This window comes from Bradyrhizobium sp. RD5-C2, assembly GCF_019972155.1.
Classification (GTDB): domain Bacteria; phylum Pseudomonadota; class Alphaproteobacteria; order Rhizobiales; family Xanthobacteraceae; genus Bradyrhizobium.
This window is the reverse complement of the sequence record NZ_BOVL01000024.1, coordinates 110313-128750: the sequence shown is the minus strand read 5'-3', so window position 1 is coordinate 128750 and position 18438 is coordinate 110313. Positions and strand designations below refer to the sequence as shown.

The 18438-nt window shown below is 63.2% G+C and carries 12 protein-coding genes; 6 read left to right on the top strand and 6 right to left on the bottom strand.

Going from position 1 to position 18438, the window contains the following annotated elements; translation table 11 throughout:
- Positions 1-22 precede the first annotated feature (22 nt).
- Positions 23-1414, bottom strand: a complete 1392-nt coding sequence (locus BraRD5C2_RS31455) for a hypothetical protein (RefSeq protein WP_223975140.1) — start codon at positions 1412-1414, stop codon at positions 23-25.
- A gap of 183 nt (positions 1415-1597) precedes the next feature.
- Here BraRD5C2_RS31455 and glmU point away from each other — a divergent pair, with 183 nt between their 5' ends.
- Entirely contained in the window at positions 1598-2956 is a 1359-nt protein-coding gene (gene glmU / locus BraRD5C2_RS31450) for a bifunctional UDP-N-acetylglucosamine diphosphorylase/glucosamine-1-phosphate N-acetyltransferase GlmU (RefSeq protein ID WP_223975138.1), read from the top strand.
- Positions 2957-3235: 279 nt separating this feature from the next.
- On the opposite strand, the gene BraRD5C2_RS31445 is transcribed toward glmU, so the two are convergent.
- The 3 genes from BraRD5C2_RS31445 to BraRD5C2_RS31435 form a co-directional block, all read right to left on the bottom strand.
- Positions 3236-4819 (bottom strand): solute symporter family protein, encoded by a 1584-nt coding sequence (locus BraRD5C2_RS31445; RefSeq protein WP_223975136.1) that lies wholly within the window; start codon positions 4817-4819, stop codon positions 3236-3238.
- Positions 4820-4833: 14 nt separating this feature from the next.
- Positions 4834-5124 (bottom strand): DUF485 domain-containing protein, encoded by a 291-nt coding sequence (locus BraRD5C2_RS31440; protein WP_223975134.1) that lies wholly within the window; start codon positions 5122-5124, stop codon positions 4834-4836.
- Positions 5125-5201: 77 nt separating this feature from the next.
- Positions 5202-6152 carry a LysR family transcriptional regulator gene (locus BraRD5C2_RS31435; RefSeq protein ID WP_223975133.1) on the bottom strand — a complete coding sequence of 317 codons (951 nt, stop codon included), beginning with the start codon at positions 6150-6152 and terminating at the stop codon, positions 5202-5204.
- 262 nt (positions 6153-6414) lie between these two features.
- On the opposite strand from BraRD5C2_RS31435, the gene BraRD5C2_RS31430 reads away from it, so the two are divergent.
- Together BraRD5C2_RS31430 and BraRD5C2_RS31425 are read left to right on the top strand one after the other, a co-directional pair.
- A complete protein-coding gene (locus BraRD5C2_RS31430; protein ID WP_223975132.1) occupies positions 6415-7479 on the top strand; it encodes a carbon-nitrogen hydrolase family protein in 1065 nt (354 codons plus the stop codon).
- Between the two features lie 140 nt (positions 7480-7619).
- Positions 7620-8414 (top strand): adenylate/guanylate cyclase domain-containing protein, encoded by a 795-nt coding sequence (locus BraRD5C2_RS31425; protein ID WP_223975131.1) that lies wholly within the window; start codon positions 7620-7622, stop codon positions 8412-8414.
- A 131-nt stretch (positions 8415-8545) separates the two neighbouring features.
- Here BraRD5C2_RS31425 and BraRD5C2_RS31420 read toward each other — a convergent pair whose 3' ends face one another.
- Positions 8546-9760 carry a sensor domain-containing diguanylate cyclase gene (locus tag BraRD5C2_RS31420; protein ID WP_223975130.1) on the bottom strand — a complete coding sequence of 405 codons (1215 nt, stop codon included), beginning with the start codon at positions 9758-9760 and terminating at the stop codon, positions 8546-8548.
- Positions 9761-10021: 261 nt separating this feature from the next.
- Here BraRD5C2_RS31420 and BraRD5C2_RS31415 point away from each other — a divergent pair, with 261 nt between their 5' ends.
- From BraRD5C2_RS31415 to BraRD5C2_RS31405, 3 genes are all read left to right on the top strand, one after another.
- Complete coding sequence (locus BraRD5C2_RS31415; RefSeq protein WP_223975129.1) at positions 10022-13042, top strand: SIR2 family protein; 3021 nt, start codon at positions 10022-10024, stop codon at positions 13040-13042.
- A 207-nt stretch (positions 13043-13249) separates the two neighbouring features.
- A complete protein-coding gene (glmS, locus tag BraRD5C2_RS31410) occupies positions 13250-15076 on the top strand; it encodes a glutamine--fructose-6-phosphate transaminase (isomerizing) (RefSeq protein WP_223975128.1) in 1827 nt (608 codons plus the stop codon).
- Between the two features lie 197 nt (positions 15077-15273).
- Positions 15274-16059: a DUF502 domain-containing protein gene (locus tag BraRD5C2_RS31405; RefSeq protein ID WP_223975127.1), complete on the top strand. Its 786-nt coding sequence runs from the start codon at positions 15274-15276 to the stop codon at positions 16057-16059.
- A 213-nt stretch (positions 16060-16272) separates the two neighbouring features.
- Here the strand turns inward: BraRD5C2_RS31405 and recG are convergent, their stop codons facing one another.
- Positions 16273-18381: an ATP-dependent DNA helicase RecG gene (gene recG, locus BraRD5C2_RS31400; RefSeq protein ID WP_223975125.1), complete on the bottom strand. Its 2109-nt coding sequence runs from the start codon at positions 18379-18381 to the stop codon at positions 16273-16275.
- Positions 18382-18438 lie beyond the last annotated feature (57 nt).

The following is an 18438-nucleotide window of genomic DNA, read 5'->3' as shown; positions in this document are numbered from 1 at the left end:
CGCAATCCCTTGCCGGACATGATTATTGGCTGTTCCGCCGGAACATCGAGGAGATTGTCGTCGGCTCCGGCTTCTTTTCCTCCGCAACCGGCTGCGGCGGTGGTGCGGCGGTGCGCCTCGGCGCGACCCGCCGGTGCGGCAAAGCCGGCTTGGCGCCGGCAGGCGGCTCGTTCAGGGCCAGCCGCTGGCCGTCATAGATCGCCGTCTCGCAGGTCCGCTGGACCAGGCTGAGGCCGGCGCAAATCTTGGCGGCGGTCCCGGCATCGTTCAGCGGTCCGGCGACCAGGCGCAACTGCATGCCGAGCCCGTTGCTGTTCTCCTTGATGACGATGATCGGCCGCAGCGCCGCCAGCGGCGCGTTGGCCTTCGACTTCAAGAGACCGCGCCACAGCGCGCGCAGTCCATTGACCGAATTTGCCGTGCCGAGATCGACGCCGAACTCGGTGCGCTGGACCTGCGCCTTCGGCGCATCCTCTTCAACTTCGGAGTCCGGATCCGGGGTGATCACCAGCGGCGGGATCGGCGCGGCGCTGACGTCGCTCGCGGTCGGCGGCTTGGCCGCTTCGGTTGCCCTGTTCGGCGCGGGATCGCGCGATGCCATCAGCGGCTTGTCCACCGGCGTGGCCGCGGCTGCTGGCGCGGCCGGCTTTATTTCGTCGGTATTGGCCGCGGCGGCCGCCGCGCTCATCGGACTGGCAACCGATGGGGCGGCGGCAGAAACCGGCGGCGAACTCTCGGGGGCCGACGGCTTCTCCGTGGCAACCAGCGGCCTGCTCGTGGTGGCCGTCGGCTTCTTGTCGGCCGCCATGGGCTTCTCGGTCGTAGCAACTGGCTTCTCGACCGGTGCCGGCGCCGGCGCCTTGCTGTCGATGGATGCCACCATCTTGTCGGTCGCGACCAGCTTGTCCACCGCGGCAGGTGGCGTCGTTGCGACCGCGGCAACAGCGGGTGCCGCCACCGCGGGCGCCGAATTGGCTGAAGCGGGCGGCGTGGCCGGCGCCGCTGCCGAGGATGTTGGTGCCGGCACGGCTGCCACCGGCTGTTTCGCGATCGTGCCGGTCACGGAGTCGAGACCCTGTTCCAGCGTGGTGACGCGCGAATACAGCCGGTCGCGGTCGCCGTTGAGCGTATCGATCGCGGATGCCAGCCGGCGCGTCTCGTTATGGCTCTCCTTCGCCAGCGTCTGCAACTGCTGGGCCTGTCGTGCGACATCGGATGCGGCGACCTGGTCGCGCCGCAGCGTCAGCGCCGACTGGTTGGCCATCACGGCGATGGTGACGGCGCCGACCGCAGCCACGCCCCACGACCCGAGCCGCCACAGCATGCGGCGATCGAGAGCATCCTCCTCGGCCAAAAAGCCGGTGCTGCTCTCGGCATCGAAATCCGCCGCCAGATTGTCGGGATCTTTGGCCAAAGCCCGCTTGGCCCTCCTCAAGGCCCGCCGAATCACGAGGCAAAGATTAACAGGAAATGGACCGGGAACTTGAATCTGAGGGGCCACCGAGGCGAATCGGTTTCTTCTGCCGGGGAAAACAATTAAAGACGGCCTCAAAGAAAGCGTTGCGCAGCGGATTGCGCGAACCGTCGAGGATACTGAATGACTGCGCGATCGAGCCTGACAGTGGTGCTTGCGGCCGGCGAGGGTACGCGGATGCGTTCGTCGCTGCCGAAGGTGCTGCACCCGGTGGCCGGGCAGTCGCTGCTGGCGCACGTGCTCGATGCCACAGCCTCCGGCGAGGGCTCGCAACTCGCGGTCGTGATCGGTCCCGACCACGAGGCGGTCGCCGCCGAGGCGCGCCGGGTGCGGCCCGATGCGCAGATCTTCGTGCAGCGCGAGCGGCTCGGCACGGCGCATGCGGTGCTGGCGGCGCGCGAGGCGCTCGCCCGCGGCGCCGACGACCTGCTGGTCGCGTTCGGCGACACGCCGCTGATCTCGGCCGAGACCTTTGCGCGGATGCGCGCGCCGCTGCGCGACGGCGCAGCGCTCGCGGTGCTCGGCTTCCAGGCCGCCGACCCGACCGGCTACGGCCGGCTGGTGACCGAGAACGGCAGACTGGTTGCGATCCGCGAGCATGCCGATGCCAGCGCCGAGGAGCGCAAGATCACGCTGTGTAACGCCGGCGTGATGGCGTTCGGCGGCAGCAAGGCGCTCGCGATCATCGAGAAGATCGGCAATGCCAACGCCAAGGGCGAATATTATCTGACCGATGCGGTCGGCATCGTCAGGGAACTGGGACTGGAGGCCGTCGTGATCGAGACCAGCGAAGACGAAGTGCGCGGCATCAACACCAAGGCACAGCTCGCCGAGGCGGAGGCCGTGGTGCAGGCGCGGCTGCGGAAGCAGGCGCTCGAGGCCGGCGTGACCTTGATCGCGCCGGACACGGTCTATCTCGCCGCCGACACCAAATTCGGCAAGGACGTTGTGATCGAGCCGTTTGTCGTGATCGGACCGGGCGTTACGATCGACGACGGCGCCGTGATCCATGCCTTCTCGCACATCGTCGAGGCTCGTATCGGCAAGAAGGTGTCGGTCGGTCCCTATGCGCGGCTGCGGCCCGGCACCTCGCTCGGCGACGGTGCACGGATCGGCAATTTCGTCGAGACCAAGGCCGCTGTGCTCGAGGCCGGCGTCAAGGTCAACCATCTCTCCTATGTCGGCGACGCCCATGTCGGCGCCAATTCCAATCTCGGCGCCGGCACCATCACCTGCAACTATGACGGTTTCCTCAAGCACAAGACGCTGATCGGCGAGGGCGCCTTCGTCGGCACCAACACCTCGCTGGTCGCGCCGGTGACGATCGGCAAGGGCGCCTATATCGGCTCAGGCTCCGTCATCACCAAGGACGTCCCCGACGACGCGATGGCGCTCGAGCGCAGCGAACAGTCGATCCGCGAAGGCGGCGCCGCGCGCTATCGCGCAGCCAAGCTGAAGGCGAAGGCCGCGAAGGGGAAGTGAGCGGCTGGCGTGATTGTCGTCATGCCGGCGCAACGGCTTCAACACTGTGCCGGCAGAGCGGTGATAGATTTGGTCACGCAATCTCCCCAATCGTCGTCCTAGCGAAAGCCAGGACCCATAACCACGACATGTGATTGTGAGAGGGATTGGGGCCCCAGCGTCGCGCAGCAATTGGCGTAAGGGGTAATGGGCCCTAGCTTTCGCCAGGACGACACTGAATGTGTTGCACGATATGTGAGTTACCGCGCTATCGCGACATCTCACCCTGCGCGCCGCTGTTCAGGCCGCACTCTTGGCCCGGGCAGGCTCATCGGTGTTCGGCTGAATCGGTCCGAGCAGGATGCGCCGTTGCATCTCGTCAAAGGCGCGATTTGCGTTCTTCTCCCGTGTGACCAGCGATAGCAGGATCGCGACTGCGAATGACAGCGGCATGCTGATGATCGCCGGGTTGCGCAGCGACACGAACCACCATTGGTGCTCGATCGCGGCCAGCGGCTTGCCGAGAATGTCGACCTGGATGGTCGGCGACAGATAGATCAGCACCAGCGAGCTCAGCGTGCCGACGAGGATGCTCGCCACGGCCGCAGGTGTCGTGAAGCGGCGCCAGGTGATGGCGAGCACCAGCGATGGGAAGTTGGCGGCGCAGGCGATCGAGAACGCAAGGCCCGCCATGAAGGCGACGTTCTGGCCCTCGAACGCGTTGCCGAGGAAGATGGCGAAGATCGAGATCATGACGGTCGCGACACGTGCGACCTTGAGCTGCTCGGCCTCCGAAGCGCTGCCGTTGCGGATCACATTGGTCCAGACGTCGTGGCAGAGCGTGGCGACGCCCGACAGCGTCAGCCCGGCGACGACGGCGAGCATGGTCGCGAACGCGACCGCACAGATGAAGCCGAAGAAGGCATTGCCGCCGACCGTGAGCGCCAGCAGCGGCGCTGCCATGTTGCCGCCGCCTCCGGCCTTTGCCACCGCGTCGGCGCCGACCAGCACCATGGCGCCGAAGCCGATGATGAAGACCATCAGATGAAAGACGCCGATCAAGCCGGTGGCATAGAGGATCGACAACCGCGCGGCCTTGGCATCCTTCACCGTATAGGCCCGCATCAGCACATGCGGCATCGCGGCTGTGCCGAACATCAGGCCGAGCCCGAGCGAGATGGCGTCCCATTGGCCCGAGACCACCTTCGATCCCGGCTGCAGCACCTTGGTGCCGTACTTCTCGGATGCCGCGGCGAACAGCTTGAGCGGGTTCATCTCGAAATGGGTCAGCACGAGGAAGGCGAGCAGGATGCCGCCGCCCATCAGCAGCGCAGCCTTCACCACCTGCACCCATGTCGTCGCCAACATGCCGCCGAACAGCACATAGACCAGCATGACGCTGCCGACCACGATGACCGACCAGGTGTAGGGCAGGCCGAACAGCAGCTTGATCAGCGATCCCGTCGCGACCATCTGGGCGATCAGGTAGAACAGGATGACGGCCAGTGTCCCGACGGCGCCGGCGAGGCGCACCGGGCGCTGGCGCAGCCGATAGGCCACGACGTCGGCGAAGGTGAAGCGGCCGACGTTGCGCAGCGGCTCGACGATCAGGAACAGAATGATCGGCCAGCCGACCAGCCACCCGATCGAATAGATCATGCCGTCGAAGCCGTTCGAGGTGACGATGCCGGCGATGCCGAGCAGGGCGGCGGCGCTCAGGAAGTCACCTGCGAGGGCCCAGCCGTTCTGCCACGGCGTGACCTGGCCGCCGGCGGCGAAGAAGTGTTCAGTGGTGCGCGTGCGCCGCGCGGCCCAATAGGTGATCGCCAAGGTCAACGCCATGAAGGCGAAGAAGAACCCGATCGAAAGCGTGCTGCTGCCCATCTTGCTCTGCCCCTTCAGCGAAGATTGCGGATGCCGGCATCGAACACCCGGTTCGCCCACAGCACGTAGACCAGGCAGAGCGCGAAGGAGGAGATGATGACGAGCGGGCCGAGCACAATGCAGAGCGACAGGCCGGGCATCAGGATGGTGCCGAGCAGCGGCTTGTCGAACGCGAACAGCCCCATGAAGCCGAAATAGATCACGATCATCGCGGCACTGAGCACGAGCGCGACTGTCAGCCGCTTTTTGGCCAAGGCGCTGACACTCGGCGCCGGATCGGGTTTGCCGGGAATAACCACGTTCATGCTTGCCCCTCGAAGCTTCAGCGTGCGCGACCTTGCGCCAATCGAATGAGCTTCAGCCGGGCTCCAGGGGAAGGGAACTATGGATTTTTGCAATCTGCCGTGCGCGGCTGCGGCAGGGCATCGGCCAGCGTGACCTGCATGTCGGGGTCCTGCTTCAGGGTATTTTTCAGAAACGCGCGGACAGCGCGGATGCGCGGGGCAAATTGCAGGTCGCTGTGGACGTTGAGCCAGACCTCGCGAAAGGTGCCGGCGAGGGCAGGCAGCACGGGGATCAGGTCGGGCCGGTCGTTGGTGGCAAAGCTCGGCAGCATGACGATGCCGAGGCCGCCCGCCGCGGCGTTCATCTGTGCGATCATGCTGTTGGAGTGGAAGGCGATCTTCGGCTCCTCGATGACGTCGGCAAGCCAGCGCACCGAATCGACCTGGATCAGATCCTCGATGTAGGAGACGAACCAATGATCGGCGAGGTCGCGAAGGCTTGCAGGCGTGCCGTGATGGTCGAGATAGCTCTGGCTCGCGAATAGCCCGAGCCGAAACTTGCCGATGCGCTCGGAGATCAGGCCCGGACCGGGTGGCCGGAAGAACGACACGAACAGATCGGCTTCGCGCTTGTGCACATAGACCGTCTGCGCTGATGTGACGAGCTCGACGGAGAGTTGCGGCGCGGTGCGACGCAGTTTCGCGAAGCGTTGCGCCAGATAGAGCGAGGCGATCCCCTCCATGGTGGCGAGCCGCACGGTCCCGATCAGTCCCTGGGTGTCGCTGGCGCTGGCCTCCTCACGAATGGCGATCACCGCGCTCTCGACCCGCTCGGCATGACGCAACAAGCGCTCGCCGACTTCGTTGAGCTTGAGCCCGGTGCGGTGGCGTTCGAACACCGCGATTCCGAGCGAAGCTTCCATCTGGGCGATCCGCCGGCTCACGGTGGAATGGTCCAGCCGCAGCCGCTTTGCGGTCTGACTCAAATTTCCGGCGCGAGCGGCACAGAGGAAGACCCGCAAATCGTCCCAGTTGATCGTATCGAACATGGCGTGCCTCCGGATTTACGGCCCCTGTCAGCAAAGCAATTCCCGTTCCAATGCGCCGACGGCTCCGATCCTTCGCAACCGACCTTGCGACAATTCCCATGCGTGCCGGAAAGGCAGGGATGATACCGCTTCGTCTCCCTGATCCTAGAGCTTTTCCGTTCCGATTGGATCGGAACGGAGCTCTAGATCTTGTTTTGACGCGTTTTCTTCGCGCGAACCGGTATCCACTTCGCGGGAAAACGCTCTAGCCGGAATTTTCGTCATGCTCCCTCGTTTCAAGGCTGCTTCCGTCCACGCCGCGCCCGTCTTCCTCGACAGCCGGGCGACCACCGAAAAGGCGATCGCCATCATGCGCGAGGCGGCCAGGGCCGGCGCCGAGCTGATTGCGTTTCCTGAAACCTACATTCCCGCCTTTCCGGTTTGGGCCGCGCTGTGGCCGCCGATCGACAATCACGATCTGTTCGTGCGGATGGCGGAGCAGTCGGTGCTGGTGGACGGGCCGGAAGTGGCCCGGCTGTGCGCCGAGGCGCGCGGCCTCGGCGTCACCGTCTCGATCGGCATCAGCGAGCGCTCGGCCGTCAGCGTTGGCGGCCTTTGGAACTCGAACCTGCTGATCGGCGAGACCGGCGAAATTCTGGTGCATCACCGCAAGCTAGTTCCGACCTTCTATGAGAAGCTGGTGTGGTCGTCGGGGGACGGCGCGGGCCTCAAGGTCGCGGAGACGCGGCAGGGCCGGATCGGTGGGTTGATCTGTGGCGAGAACACCAATCCGTTGGCCCGCTTCGCGCTGATGGCGCAGGGCGAACAGGTGCACATCTCGAGCTGGCCGCCGATGTGGCCCACAAGGCGCCCGGCAGGCGGCGGCAATTTCGACAACGTCGCCGCCAACCGCATCCGGGCCAGCGCCCACTGCTTCGAAGCCAAGGTATTCGGCATCGTCACCGCCGGCTACATGGACCAGCCGATGCGGGCCTTCCTGATTGAACGCGACAGGACCATCGCCGACGTGATCGACCAGACGCCGCGTGCGGCGAGCTTCTTCGTCGATCCGACGGGTGGTGTCTTTGGCGATGAATTGCAGGACCAGGAAGGGATCGCCTACGCGGAGATCGATCTCAATCGCTGCGTCGAGCCGAAGCAGTTTCACGACGTCGTCGGCTACTACAACCGCTTCGACATCTTTGGCATCACCGTCGACCGCAGCCGGCTGACCCCGGCGCGATTTCGCGATGAAGAACAGCCGATAGCGAAAGCGCAGGACGAGGCAATTCTGTCGGTCGTCGCTGACGTCGTATCGAATGGGCAGAGGCGCGAATACCGGAGCTGACCAAGAGCTGGATATCGGACATCGCAGAGCCCGGCGCTTTTGATCGGTGCGGAGACGAGCACCGTTGCCAATGCGGAAATCTATGGCTACGTTTTACCTTAGGTTAGCCCCCAAGCGCTCGTTCGATCGGCCGGACGCTCATGCCCAAATTCCTTCGCATCGGAGTCCATCAGTCGAACGTGTCCGGATACACATCGAAGGCATGGTGCATTCGACGGGCCGGCTCGACGGTCTTCCTGAAATGGGGCGCCGTGGAGGTTCAGGGCGCCGGAGCCGGGCGAAAGGTCTATTGGACGTTTCCGCCGCAGGAAAAAACCGTTCGCTGCCGCACGGTGCAGCGTGCGCAGGACTACACCAAGGCGGCCGTCGGGCGGCGGCGCAGCCATAGCTATGAACCGCTGACGGGAAATATTGCGAACCGGCGCCGGACCGCGGACCGAGGCTCGGAGCTCAAACAGGCGCTCGCCACGATCCTCTTTGTCGACATCGTCCGATCCACCGAAAAAGCCGCGCGGCTGGGTGACTCGCGCTGGGCAACGGTGATGAATCACTACTACGCCGCCGTTCGCCGCGAACTGAAGGCCTTGCGCGGCAAGGAGGTCGTGACGACGGGAGACGGTGTGCTGGCGACGTTCCGCGCGCCCGCTGCCGGGATCAATTGCGCGACCGCGATCGTCAAGGCCGTGCGCACGCTCGGGCTCGAGATCAGGGTGGGACTGCACGCCGGCGAGTACAAGGTGAGCGGCGCGGAGGTCATCGGTCTTGCGTTTCACATCGGTGCGCGTGTCGCCGCCAAGGCGCGCGCCGGCGAGGTGCTGGTCTCGAGCGCGGTCAAGGACCTGATGCCAGGGTCAGCCATTCAGTTCAGGGATCGCGGCGCGCATCAGCTCAAGGGCGTGCCGGAGCGATGGCGGCTCTACCGGGTCGAACAATAAGGGCGTCTTGAACGGACGCCTGGGTTGCAATCAATGCCGACCGCTGATCGCTCGTCATTCCCCGGTGCGCAATTGCGCACCGGGGAATGACGATTGGAGATTGACCTGTGGAGATAATTCCGCGCCGCCGCTCAGGTGAAGGCGACCTCGATCCGGTTGTCGGCCTTCGCGGTGATGCGGCAGGCCCGCGACAGCGCGTCGGCGGCGATCGCGAGCTTGAACTGATCGGGAATGCCTGAGATCGACAGCACCTCGATCGTCGCGGTGTCGCGCGACAGGCCGCGCACCGTGCAGTCGATCGTGGAATGGCCGGCGTTGAAGCTGATCTTGCCGGCCTTGAATACACGACGCGCGGTCGGCGCGATCGACGGCGCCCGCTCGACCCAGGCCAGCGCCTGATTGCGGCCGGCCTGCTTGGCGCCGTACATCGCAAGGTCGGCGTTGCGCAGCATGTCGTCGAAGCAGTTGCCGGGCGAGAGCACCGCGCCGCCAAGGCTGCAGGTGACACGGATCGTGCCGGCCGGCGTCTCGATCCGGGTCGCTGCGACGGCGGCGCGCACCTTCTCGAGCACGCCCATAGCCTGGTCCAGTGGGGTGTGCGGCAGCAGGATGCCGAATTCCTCGCCGCCGAGCCGGCCGATCACGTCGGAACTGCGCAGCGCACATCGCGCGGCGTCCGTGACGGCCGCCAGCACCATGTCGCCGACGGCATGCCCATAGGTATCGTTGACCTGTTTGAAGTGATCTACATCGAGCACGGCGCAGGCAAGCGGACTGAGATGCCGTGCGGCCAGCGCGGTCAGCCGTTCCCCTTCGCCGCGGAAGGCGCGCCGCGAGGAGCAGCCGGTGAGGCCATCCTGCATGCTCAAATTCCGCAGCATCATCTCGTCGACAGCGATCGCGGCGAGGTCGGTCAGCATGCTGACCGCATCGGCATCGAACTCGCGGGGGCGCGTGTCCATTGCGCACAGGGTTCCGACGATCGCGCCTGAGATCTTGAGCTGCGCGCCGGCATAGAAGCGGATGAATGGCTTGCCGCGCACGAAAATGTTGTCGGCGAGGCGCGGGTCGCGTTCCGTGTCGGGAATGATGAGGGGATGGTCCTGCGCGATCGCAAAGTTGCACAGCGCAGGTCCGCGTGCGGTCTCGCGATCCGCCATGCCCTCAGAGGCCTTGAACCATTGCCGATGGCCGTCGATCAGCGTCAGCGTCGACATCGGCACGCGAAAGATCTTGCGGCACAGCCCGGTCAGGCGATCAAAGGCGAGCTCGCGCGGCGTATCGAGGATGTCGAGTTCGGCCAAAACATCGAGGCGCTGCGTCTCACGTTCGTGCGTGGCTTGCATCAGGGTACCTCCGGCGGCGGCACCCTCTCCGAAAGCCGTTAATGACTGGTTTCGACGTGAATAAGCTGGGTTGCAGGACGGGCAATCAGCTATCGATCTTGGGAAATAGTGATGCGAATTCAGCCGCTTGGTTCATGACACGCGGGCGCATCGCGCAGTTTGCCACCCCCAACGAACTATCAACAACTTGCGCGTGCGAACCTCGTTCTTTCAGAGCGGTCTTCAGGTACGAATAAATCGAGACACATTACGGGTTGCCAAATGTCGTTACCGCACTTCGAGTATTATGATCAAAGCGCCTTACTTGAACGACTTACCACTGGCATTGCGCGATCAGAGCAGTCAGTCGTTTTTCTCGTCGGATCAGCTTTGAATGCTCCGATTGATGATGCACTTGGTGTTCCCAACGTCACGGGCGTAATCGACCTGATCAGGGAGGAGTTTCCTTCAGATCAACTGCAGGCCTTTGAGCGCGAAATGCAAGGGAGCGCGCAGCCTTACCAAGCCGCATTTTCCTATCTTATTGGTCGACGTGGTCAGAATGCCGCGAACGATGTGATCAAACGCGCCGTGATGATGGCAAGACCGGCACGCTCGTTCTCCAGAGTTCCGACAGACACGGAGTGTGAGGGTCTCGATCAAGAAAACGGAAGCTGGTTCACTAGCCAAGCTACGCGAGCGCTCGGACGATTGGCTGTTCTTGAGCCTCGCAAATTTGGTCAAACATTGCTCACGACCAATTTTGATCCCCTTCTCCAAGTGTCAATAAGAGAGGCCGGCGGCCTGGCATTTCGGACCGTCCTTCACAGAGACGGCAATCTGAGTCAAACGCACTCGTCCGGGTGCCACATTGTCCATTTGCACGGATATTGGCATGGAGCGGACACGCTTCACACATCGCGTCAGCTAACCCAGTCACGTCCACGGCTCAAAGCTTCGCTGAAATCTTTGATTGGTTCGAACGTCTTAGTTGTCATTGGCTACGGCGGTTGGGACGACACATTCACGGAAGCTTTGAGCGAAATTATCGAAGACGATATTGCTCGTCCCGAGATTATATGGACTTTCTTTTCAGGCGCGCCACCACAAGATAATCCTCTCAGCAAACGACTATCTGCTGGCCTCGATCGAGGTCGAGTAACGTTCTACGCGGGAGTGGATTGCCACTCGTTCTTTCCGGCATTGCTCGAAAATTGGCAGTCGACACAGAAAGAGAACCGAAATTTCGGGCCGGCAGGTGGCGAAAAGGCGCAAAATAGCAGCATTGATCGCGATGAGGACCGGCCACCGCGTGCCGAAGTGTTCGTGGGCCGTGACAGAGAGATAGATCAGCTCCGCCATATGCCTCAGCGCGCCTGCTTCATCACAGGTTTCGGCGGGCAAGGAAAGTCAACGATCGCTGCTAGATTCTTTGAAGTTGCAAAGGAGCATGGACTCTTTGATACCTACGTTTGGAGGGATTGCAAAGAAGAGGGCGAGCGGTTTGAGAATCAAGTAATCAGCATCATTGGGCGTTTATCGGGCGGTCATTCGTCCGCAAATTATCTTGCTCAACAGACTATGGAGTCACTCGCTGAACTGCTGGCGGGCTTGACAAGGAGCCGGAGAGTTCTCTTTGTTTTCGACAATGTCGATCATTACGTAGATCTCGAAAAGAACAGTTTAGTTGGAAACGCCGCTCGGTTCTTGGCTGCTTACCTAAGTCATGGGACGAATTGTCGTCTCATTTTTACGTGTCGCCCGGATATCCAATATCTGGATGTCAACGTGTTGACGTTCAGCGTTTCGGGCTTGGACGTTGTCGCTACAGCACAGCTATTTGAAAGGCGTGGTGCCGTCAGGTCCAGTATCGAGATTGAGGAGGTGCACCGATTCACTGGTGGGCACGCGTTCTGGCTTGATCTGATAGCTGCTCAATCTGCCAAGAAACCTGCGGTATTTCGCGGGATTTTAGATCAGATGACCAGCAAAAGCGGAACGGTTCCTGCTACCGTCGTTTCGTTTCTTGAGCTGATTTGGCGAACCCTCGACGAAAATCAAAAGTTCGTTCTGCAGACGATGGCGGAAGCAGTGCGACCGGAGACAGCTCAAACGCTAGGGGATTACCTAGCGCACCAAATCAGATTCAATAAAGTCAGTCGAGCACTGCGTGCGCTTAGAGATCAGAATCTGATTGTTATCAAGCCGAGTCCTCCAACAGACGATCTCTTTGATCTGCACCCGCTTGTTCGCGAGTTCATTCGACGCACGTTTCCTCTTGAGGATCGAGTTCGTTTCATCGATTCTATCATTGCTGTTTATGTAAAAGTCATAAGTTTGTTCGCAAAGGACATCACAGTTAGGCCAGTGCGCGATCTTCAAAATTGGACGGAGAACGCGGAATTGCTGATCGAGGCAGAGAAGTATGAGCAAGCCTTCGATACGCTATCCGATGTTGCATATGCATTTTATGCGAGCGACGCGCCCGGTGAATTCTCTCGCGTAGCAAGGCTCCTTTTTCGGAGGATCGATTGGAAAAATCATCCCGCCTATGGTCGTTTTGATCGCGTGCTCGGAAGGCATTTTCGAATTTTGGTGAATTTGGGTCGCGAAAGCGAGTACGTGGAGCTGCTCAAGGACTATAAGGGAACAATGCCGGCCAAAGACGCGCGATATATCAATTATTGCGCGCTCCGCTCCCACATGCATTGGACTAGGCTTGAGCACACCGAGGCTGTGAAATGGGCGGAAGCTGGCAAGGCGCTTAAGGATCGCACGAATGTTGATACGCGATTTAATACAGACCATGAGCTAGCTCTGGCCCGACGTGATGCTGGTTACCCAGAGTTGGCTATCGACTATTTTCTCAACGGCATTTCGGTCGATGAGATACTTGATCCTGACGAGTTTGATGAAAGTAAAGGCGAGTCGTTCTATGGCAATACGGGCCGTTGTTTGCACCTGATGGGAAAGATTGACGAAGCGCTAGTTTGCTACCGAAAGTCGGCGCTAGTTCTTCATCGATCTCCTCGGGGGCATGCCGAGAACAAAGCCTTCGTCCGGAATTGGATTGGCGAACTGCTTATCGCCAAGGGAGAGTTTTGCAACGCCAAAACGTTCTTAGAGGCCGCGGAGGCGATTTGGAACTTGGTGGCGCCGACGCGAGCTAGGGCGGTGAAGGAGAAGCTTGAAGAAATAACGCCGCTTACTCGGGACTGCGCCCAGATCAGTGCCCTCGATGCGGAACGATACGTGGTGGCTTGGGTAAACGATCGCGCAAGGTACTTCGTCGGTCTGGGATAGTCCAATCGTGAGGGCCGCCTTCCTCCCGCTCCCGCGCTCTTGCCAAAATAGTTAGCCCCGATTAACCAGCCGGTCGCATCAACGTTGCCGTTTAAGACTGTCGCAATCGGCAATAATTATTGAGTATCTTGCGACCGGCGATTCCCGTTAAGGGACCATGTCGCTGCTTTGGCAAATTTTCGGCGATTTTTGGGGACATTGAACCGCATGTGCGGCATCGTCGGCATTCTTGGACGCGCTCCGGTCGCGGAGCAACTGGTGGATTCGCTGAAGCGGCTGGAGTATCGCGGCTATGATTCAGCCGGTGTCGCCACGCTGGAGAACGGCTTGCTGGCGCGGCGCCGCGCCGAGGGCAAGCTGAAGAACCTCGAGACCCGGTTGCAGGCCAAGCCGCTCGGCGGCCACACCGGCATCGGCCACACCCGTTGGGCCACCCACGGCAGACCGACCGAGAACAACGCGCATCCGCACGCCACCGAACGCGTCGCCGTGGTGCATAACGGCATCATCGAGAATTTCCGCGAGCTGCGCGAGCAACTCGAGCACAAGGGCGCAGTGTTCTCGACCGAGACCGACACCGAGGTCGTGGTGCATCTGGTCGACGATCTGCTCAAGGGCGGCGTCGCGCCGGTCGAGGCGGTGAGGGCGGTGCTGTCGCAACTGCGCGGCGCGTTTGCGCTCGGCTTCATCTTCGCCGGCCAGGACGATCTGATGATCGGCGCCCGCAACGGCCCGCCGCTCGCGGTCGGCCATGGCGAGGGCGAGATGTATCTCGGCTCGGACGCGATCGCACTCGGGCCGTTCACCGATACGATCAGCTATCTCGAGGACGGCGACTGGGTGGTGCTGAACCGCAAGGGCGCGACGATCTTCGACAAGGACAACGCCATCGTCCACCGCGAGGCGATCAAGCACACGACCGCGACCGCTTTGGTCGACAAGGCTAACTATCGCCATTTCATGGCGAAGGAGATCCACGAGCAGCCGGAAGTGGTCGGGCACACGCTCGCCCGCTACGTCGACATGGCGACCGAGCGCGTCGCTCTGCCGGTCAAGCTGCCGTTCGATTTCAAGGATATCCAGCGCATCTCGATCACGGCCTGCGGCACCGCGAGCTATGCCGGCTTTGTCGCAAAATACTGGCTGGAGCGGCTGGCACGCGTTCCGGTCGAGCTCGATGTTGCCTCCGAATTCCGCTACCGCGAAGCGCCGCTGCGCAGGGGCGACCTTGCGATCTTCATCTCGCAGTCCGGCGAGACCGCCGACACGCTGGCGGCGCTGCGTTACGCCAAGTCGCAGGGCGCACACACGCTCTCGGTCGTCAACGTGCCGACCTCGACGATCGCGCGCGAAAGCGAGACCGTGCTGCAGACGCTCGCCGGTCCTGAGATCGGCGTCGCCTCGACCAAGGCGTTCACCTGCCAGCTGATGGTGCTGGCCTCGCTCGCGGTTGCCGCCGGCAAGGCGCGCGGCGAACTCTCCGATGCCGACGAGGCCAAGCTGGTGCACGGCCTTGTTGAAATTCCGCGTCTGATGTCGGAAGCGCTCACCTCAGAGCTGCAGATCGAGAAGCTGGCGCGCGAGATCTCGAAGTCGCGCGACGTGCTCTATCTCGGCCGCGGCACCAGCTATCCGCTGGCGCTGGAAGGCGCGCTGAAGCTGAAGGAGATCTCCTACATCCATGCCGAGGGCTATGCCGCCGGCGAGCTCAAGCACGGGCCGATCGCGCTGATCGACGAGCACATGCCGGTCGTGGTGATCGCGCCCTACGACAAGGTGTTCGAGAAGACCGTCTCCAACATGCAGGAGGTCGCCGCCCGCGGCGGCAAGATCATCCTGATGACCGACGCCAAGGGCGCCGCGGAGGCGACCATCCAGTCGCTGGTGACGATCGTGATGCCGGACATGGGGGCGACCTTCGCGCCGATGGTCTATGCCGTTCCGGTGCAGTTGCTCGCCTATCATACTGCCGTGGTGATGGGCACCGACGTCGATCAGCCCCGGAATCTGGCCAAGTCGGTCACGGTCGAATAGCCGCAAGTGACGCTGTCACGCAGCCCTTCAAAAACCTGCTAGAATGGCTTAGCTCAGGGGTGCTGCGCGCCGAAGTTCGGGACAGGATCATCATCTCGCGCTAGCCTTTTGTTTATGCACGGTCTTTTCGGAAATCCGCGGCGCACTTTTCCGGATCATGCTGGTGAGGACGGCCGCTTCGACGATCTGGAACAGCAATGACGTCCAACAAAGTGCCTCCCCACGCGCCAGGTGAACTGCCTCCGGACGCTCCCCGCGGGCTGATGGCGCGGTTCCGCAACTATTTCCTGACCGGCCTGGTGGTGGCCGGGCCGATCGCGATCACGTTCTATCTGACCTGGTGGTTCGTGAACTGGGTCGACAATCTGGTCCGGCCGTTCGTGCCCACGGCCTACCGGCCGGAGACCTATCTGCCGTTCGGATTGCCGGGTTCTGGCCTGATCGTCGCCGTCATCGCACTGACGCTGCTCGGCTTCCTCACCGCCAATCTGATCGGGCGAACCTTGGTCGATCTGGGCGAGCGGCTGCTCGGTCGGATCCCCGCGGTGCGTGCGATCTATCGCGGCCTGAAGCAGGTGTTCGAGACGTTGTTCTCCGGCAACGGATCGAGCTTCCGCCGCGTCGGCCTGGTCGAGTTTCCCTCGCCCGGGATGTGGTCGATCGTGCTGATCTCGCAGGCGCCGAGCGCCGAGCTCGCGGCCAGCCTGCCCGGCGAGGAGGAGCACATCTCGGTGTTCCTGCCGTGCGCGCCGAACCCGACCACCGGCTTCTTCTTCTACGTGCCGAGGAGCAAGATCATCGAGATCGACATGAGCACCGAGGATGCCGCGACGCTGATCATGTCGGCCGGCGTGGTGCAGCCCGGCGCCAACGATCAGAAGCAGCGCGCGGCGGCGCTCGCCGGCATGGCCAACGCCGCGCGCGTCGCCAACCAGGCCTCGTTGCAGCCGGCCACTCAGCCCGCGCCGGCGAAGGTGGAGTAGAGGCTAGCGCGCCCATGCGGCGTGTCTGGCCGTACGATCGCGCTATCGCACCGTCATCCCCGCGCAAAGGCTTCGCCTTTGTCGCTCGAGGGGCGCGCTCTTGCGCGCGTCTCGAAGGATGCACGGCCACCAGCCGGGCCGTCGATCCTTCGAGACGGCCGAGTTGCGGCCTCCTCAGTATGACGGTGTGAGGGCTCGGCGTGTGTCGCGTAATCACCCCGCGCCGATCAGCGGCACGGCCTCGTCGCGCTCATAGAGATAGAGCAGGCAGCGCAACGCTTCGCCGCGTTCGCCCTTCAGCTTCGGATCGTCCTTCATGATCCGCAGCGCTTCGTCGCGGGCCTGGGTGATCAGCTGGCCGTGCACCTCGGAGCGCGCGATGCGGTAGCCGGGCAGGCCGCTCTGGCGGATGCCGAGCACGTCGCCTTCGCCGCGCAGCTTCAAATCTTCTTCGGCGATCCGGAAGCCGTCCGTGGTCTCGCGGATCACTTTCAGCCGCGCCTTCGACATCTCGCCGAGCGGCTCCTTGTATAGCAGGAGGCAGGTCGAGGCTTCCGAGCCGCGGCCGATCCGGCCGCGCAGCTGATGCAGTTGCGCAAGGCCAAAGCGTTCGGCGTTCTCGATCACCATGATGGTCGCCGCCGGCACGTCGACGCCGACCTCGACAACGGTCGTTGCGACCAGCAAGCCGATCTCGTGCGCGGCGAATTGCGCCATCACGCGATCCTTCTCTGTGCCTTTCATCTGGCCGTGCACCAGGCCCACACGATCGCCGAACCGCTGCTGCAGGCTCTCGAAACGCTCAGTCGCGTTGGTGAGGTGCTCGGTGCCCTCGGCCTCGGATTCATCGACCAGCGGGCAGATCCAGTAGACCAGCTTGCCGGCGCCGAGCGCGCGGCCGACGCCGTCCATGACATCCTCGATCCGGTTCATCGGCACCGCGCGGGTGTCGATCGGCTGGCGGCCGGCGGGCTTTTCGCGCAGCTCCGAGACGTCCATGTCGCCAAAGTATGTCAGCACCAGCGTGCGCGGGATCGGCGTTGCGCTCAGCACCAGCACGTCGACGGCCTCGCCCTTGGAGGTCAGCGCGAGGCGTTCGCGCACGCCGAAGCGATGCTGCTCGTCGACCACGGCGAGCGCCAGCGCCTTGTAGATCACGTCATCCTGGATCAGCGCGTGGGTGCCGACCAATAGGTCGATCTCGCCGGCCTCCAGCCGCGCCAACAGCTCGCGGCGCTCCTTGCCCTTCTCGCGGCCGGTCAGGATGGCAACCCGCATGCCGGCGCGCTCGGCGAGCGGCGCGATGGTCTTGATGTGCTGGCGCGCCAGGATTTCGGTCGGCGCCATCAGCGCGGCCTGCTTGCCGGCTTCGGCGACGGCGGTGGCCGCCAGCAGCGCCACCACGGTCTTGCCGGAACCGACATCGCCCTGCACGAGGCGCAGCATCCGCACCGGCTGGCGCAGATCCTCGGTGATCGCCGCGACCGCCTCCTGCTGTGACTTGGTCAGCGCATAGGGCAGGGCGTCGATGATCCGGTTGCGCAGATGGCCGTCACCGGCATTGCGCACGCCGGCGGGGCGGCGCAGCGTGGCGCGGATCAGTGCCAGCGCGAGCTGGCCGGCGAGCAGTTCGTCGAAGGCGAGCCGCGACCAGAACGGGCCGTCGGGCAGGATGTCGGTCAATTCGACCGGAACATGGACGCGGGTGAGCGCCTCCCTGATCGGCGGGAAGTTGCAGCGGCGCAGCACCTCGGGACTGATCCACTCCGGCAGGTCCGGCAGCTTGGTCAGCGCCTGCGCGATGGCGCGGCGGAGCGAGCCGATCGCGAGCCCCTCGGTCAGCGGATAGACCGGATCGATCCCGGACAGCTTAGCAAAGCCGACGTCATCGATGACGCGGTCGGGGTGCACGATCTGCGGGATGCCGTCATACATCGCCAGCGTGCCGGAGACGTAGCGCTTCTCGCCGACCGGCAGTAGCTTCTCGACATAGCCGGGCTGGGCGCGGAAGAAGGTCAAGACGACATCGCCGGTGTCGTCGCTGGCGTAGACGAGGTACGGCGCGCGCGAATTGCGCGGCGGCGGCGGACGATGGCGGTCGACGGTGACCTCGAGCGTGACCATGGTTCCGACCGCGGCGTCGCGGATCTTCGGCCGCGCGCGGCGATCGATCACGCTGGCCGGCAGGTGCAACAGCAGATCGACCAGCCGCGGCGTCTCGCTGCGGTCGAGCAGATAGCGCAGCAGCTTGTCCTGCTTCGGGCCGACACCCTGGAGGGTGGTGACCTGGGCAAACAGCGGATTGAGCAGGCTGGGGCGCATCAGGAGAATCTAGGTCCGTTTCGACACGTCATGCCCGGCCTTGTGCCGGGCATCCAC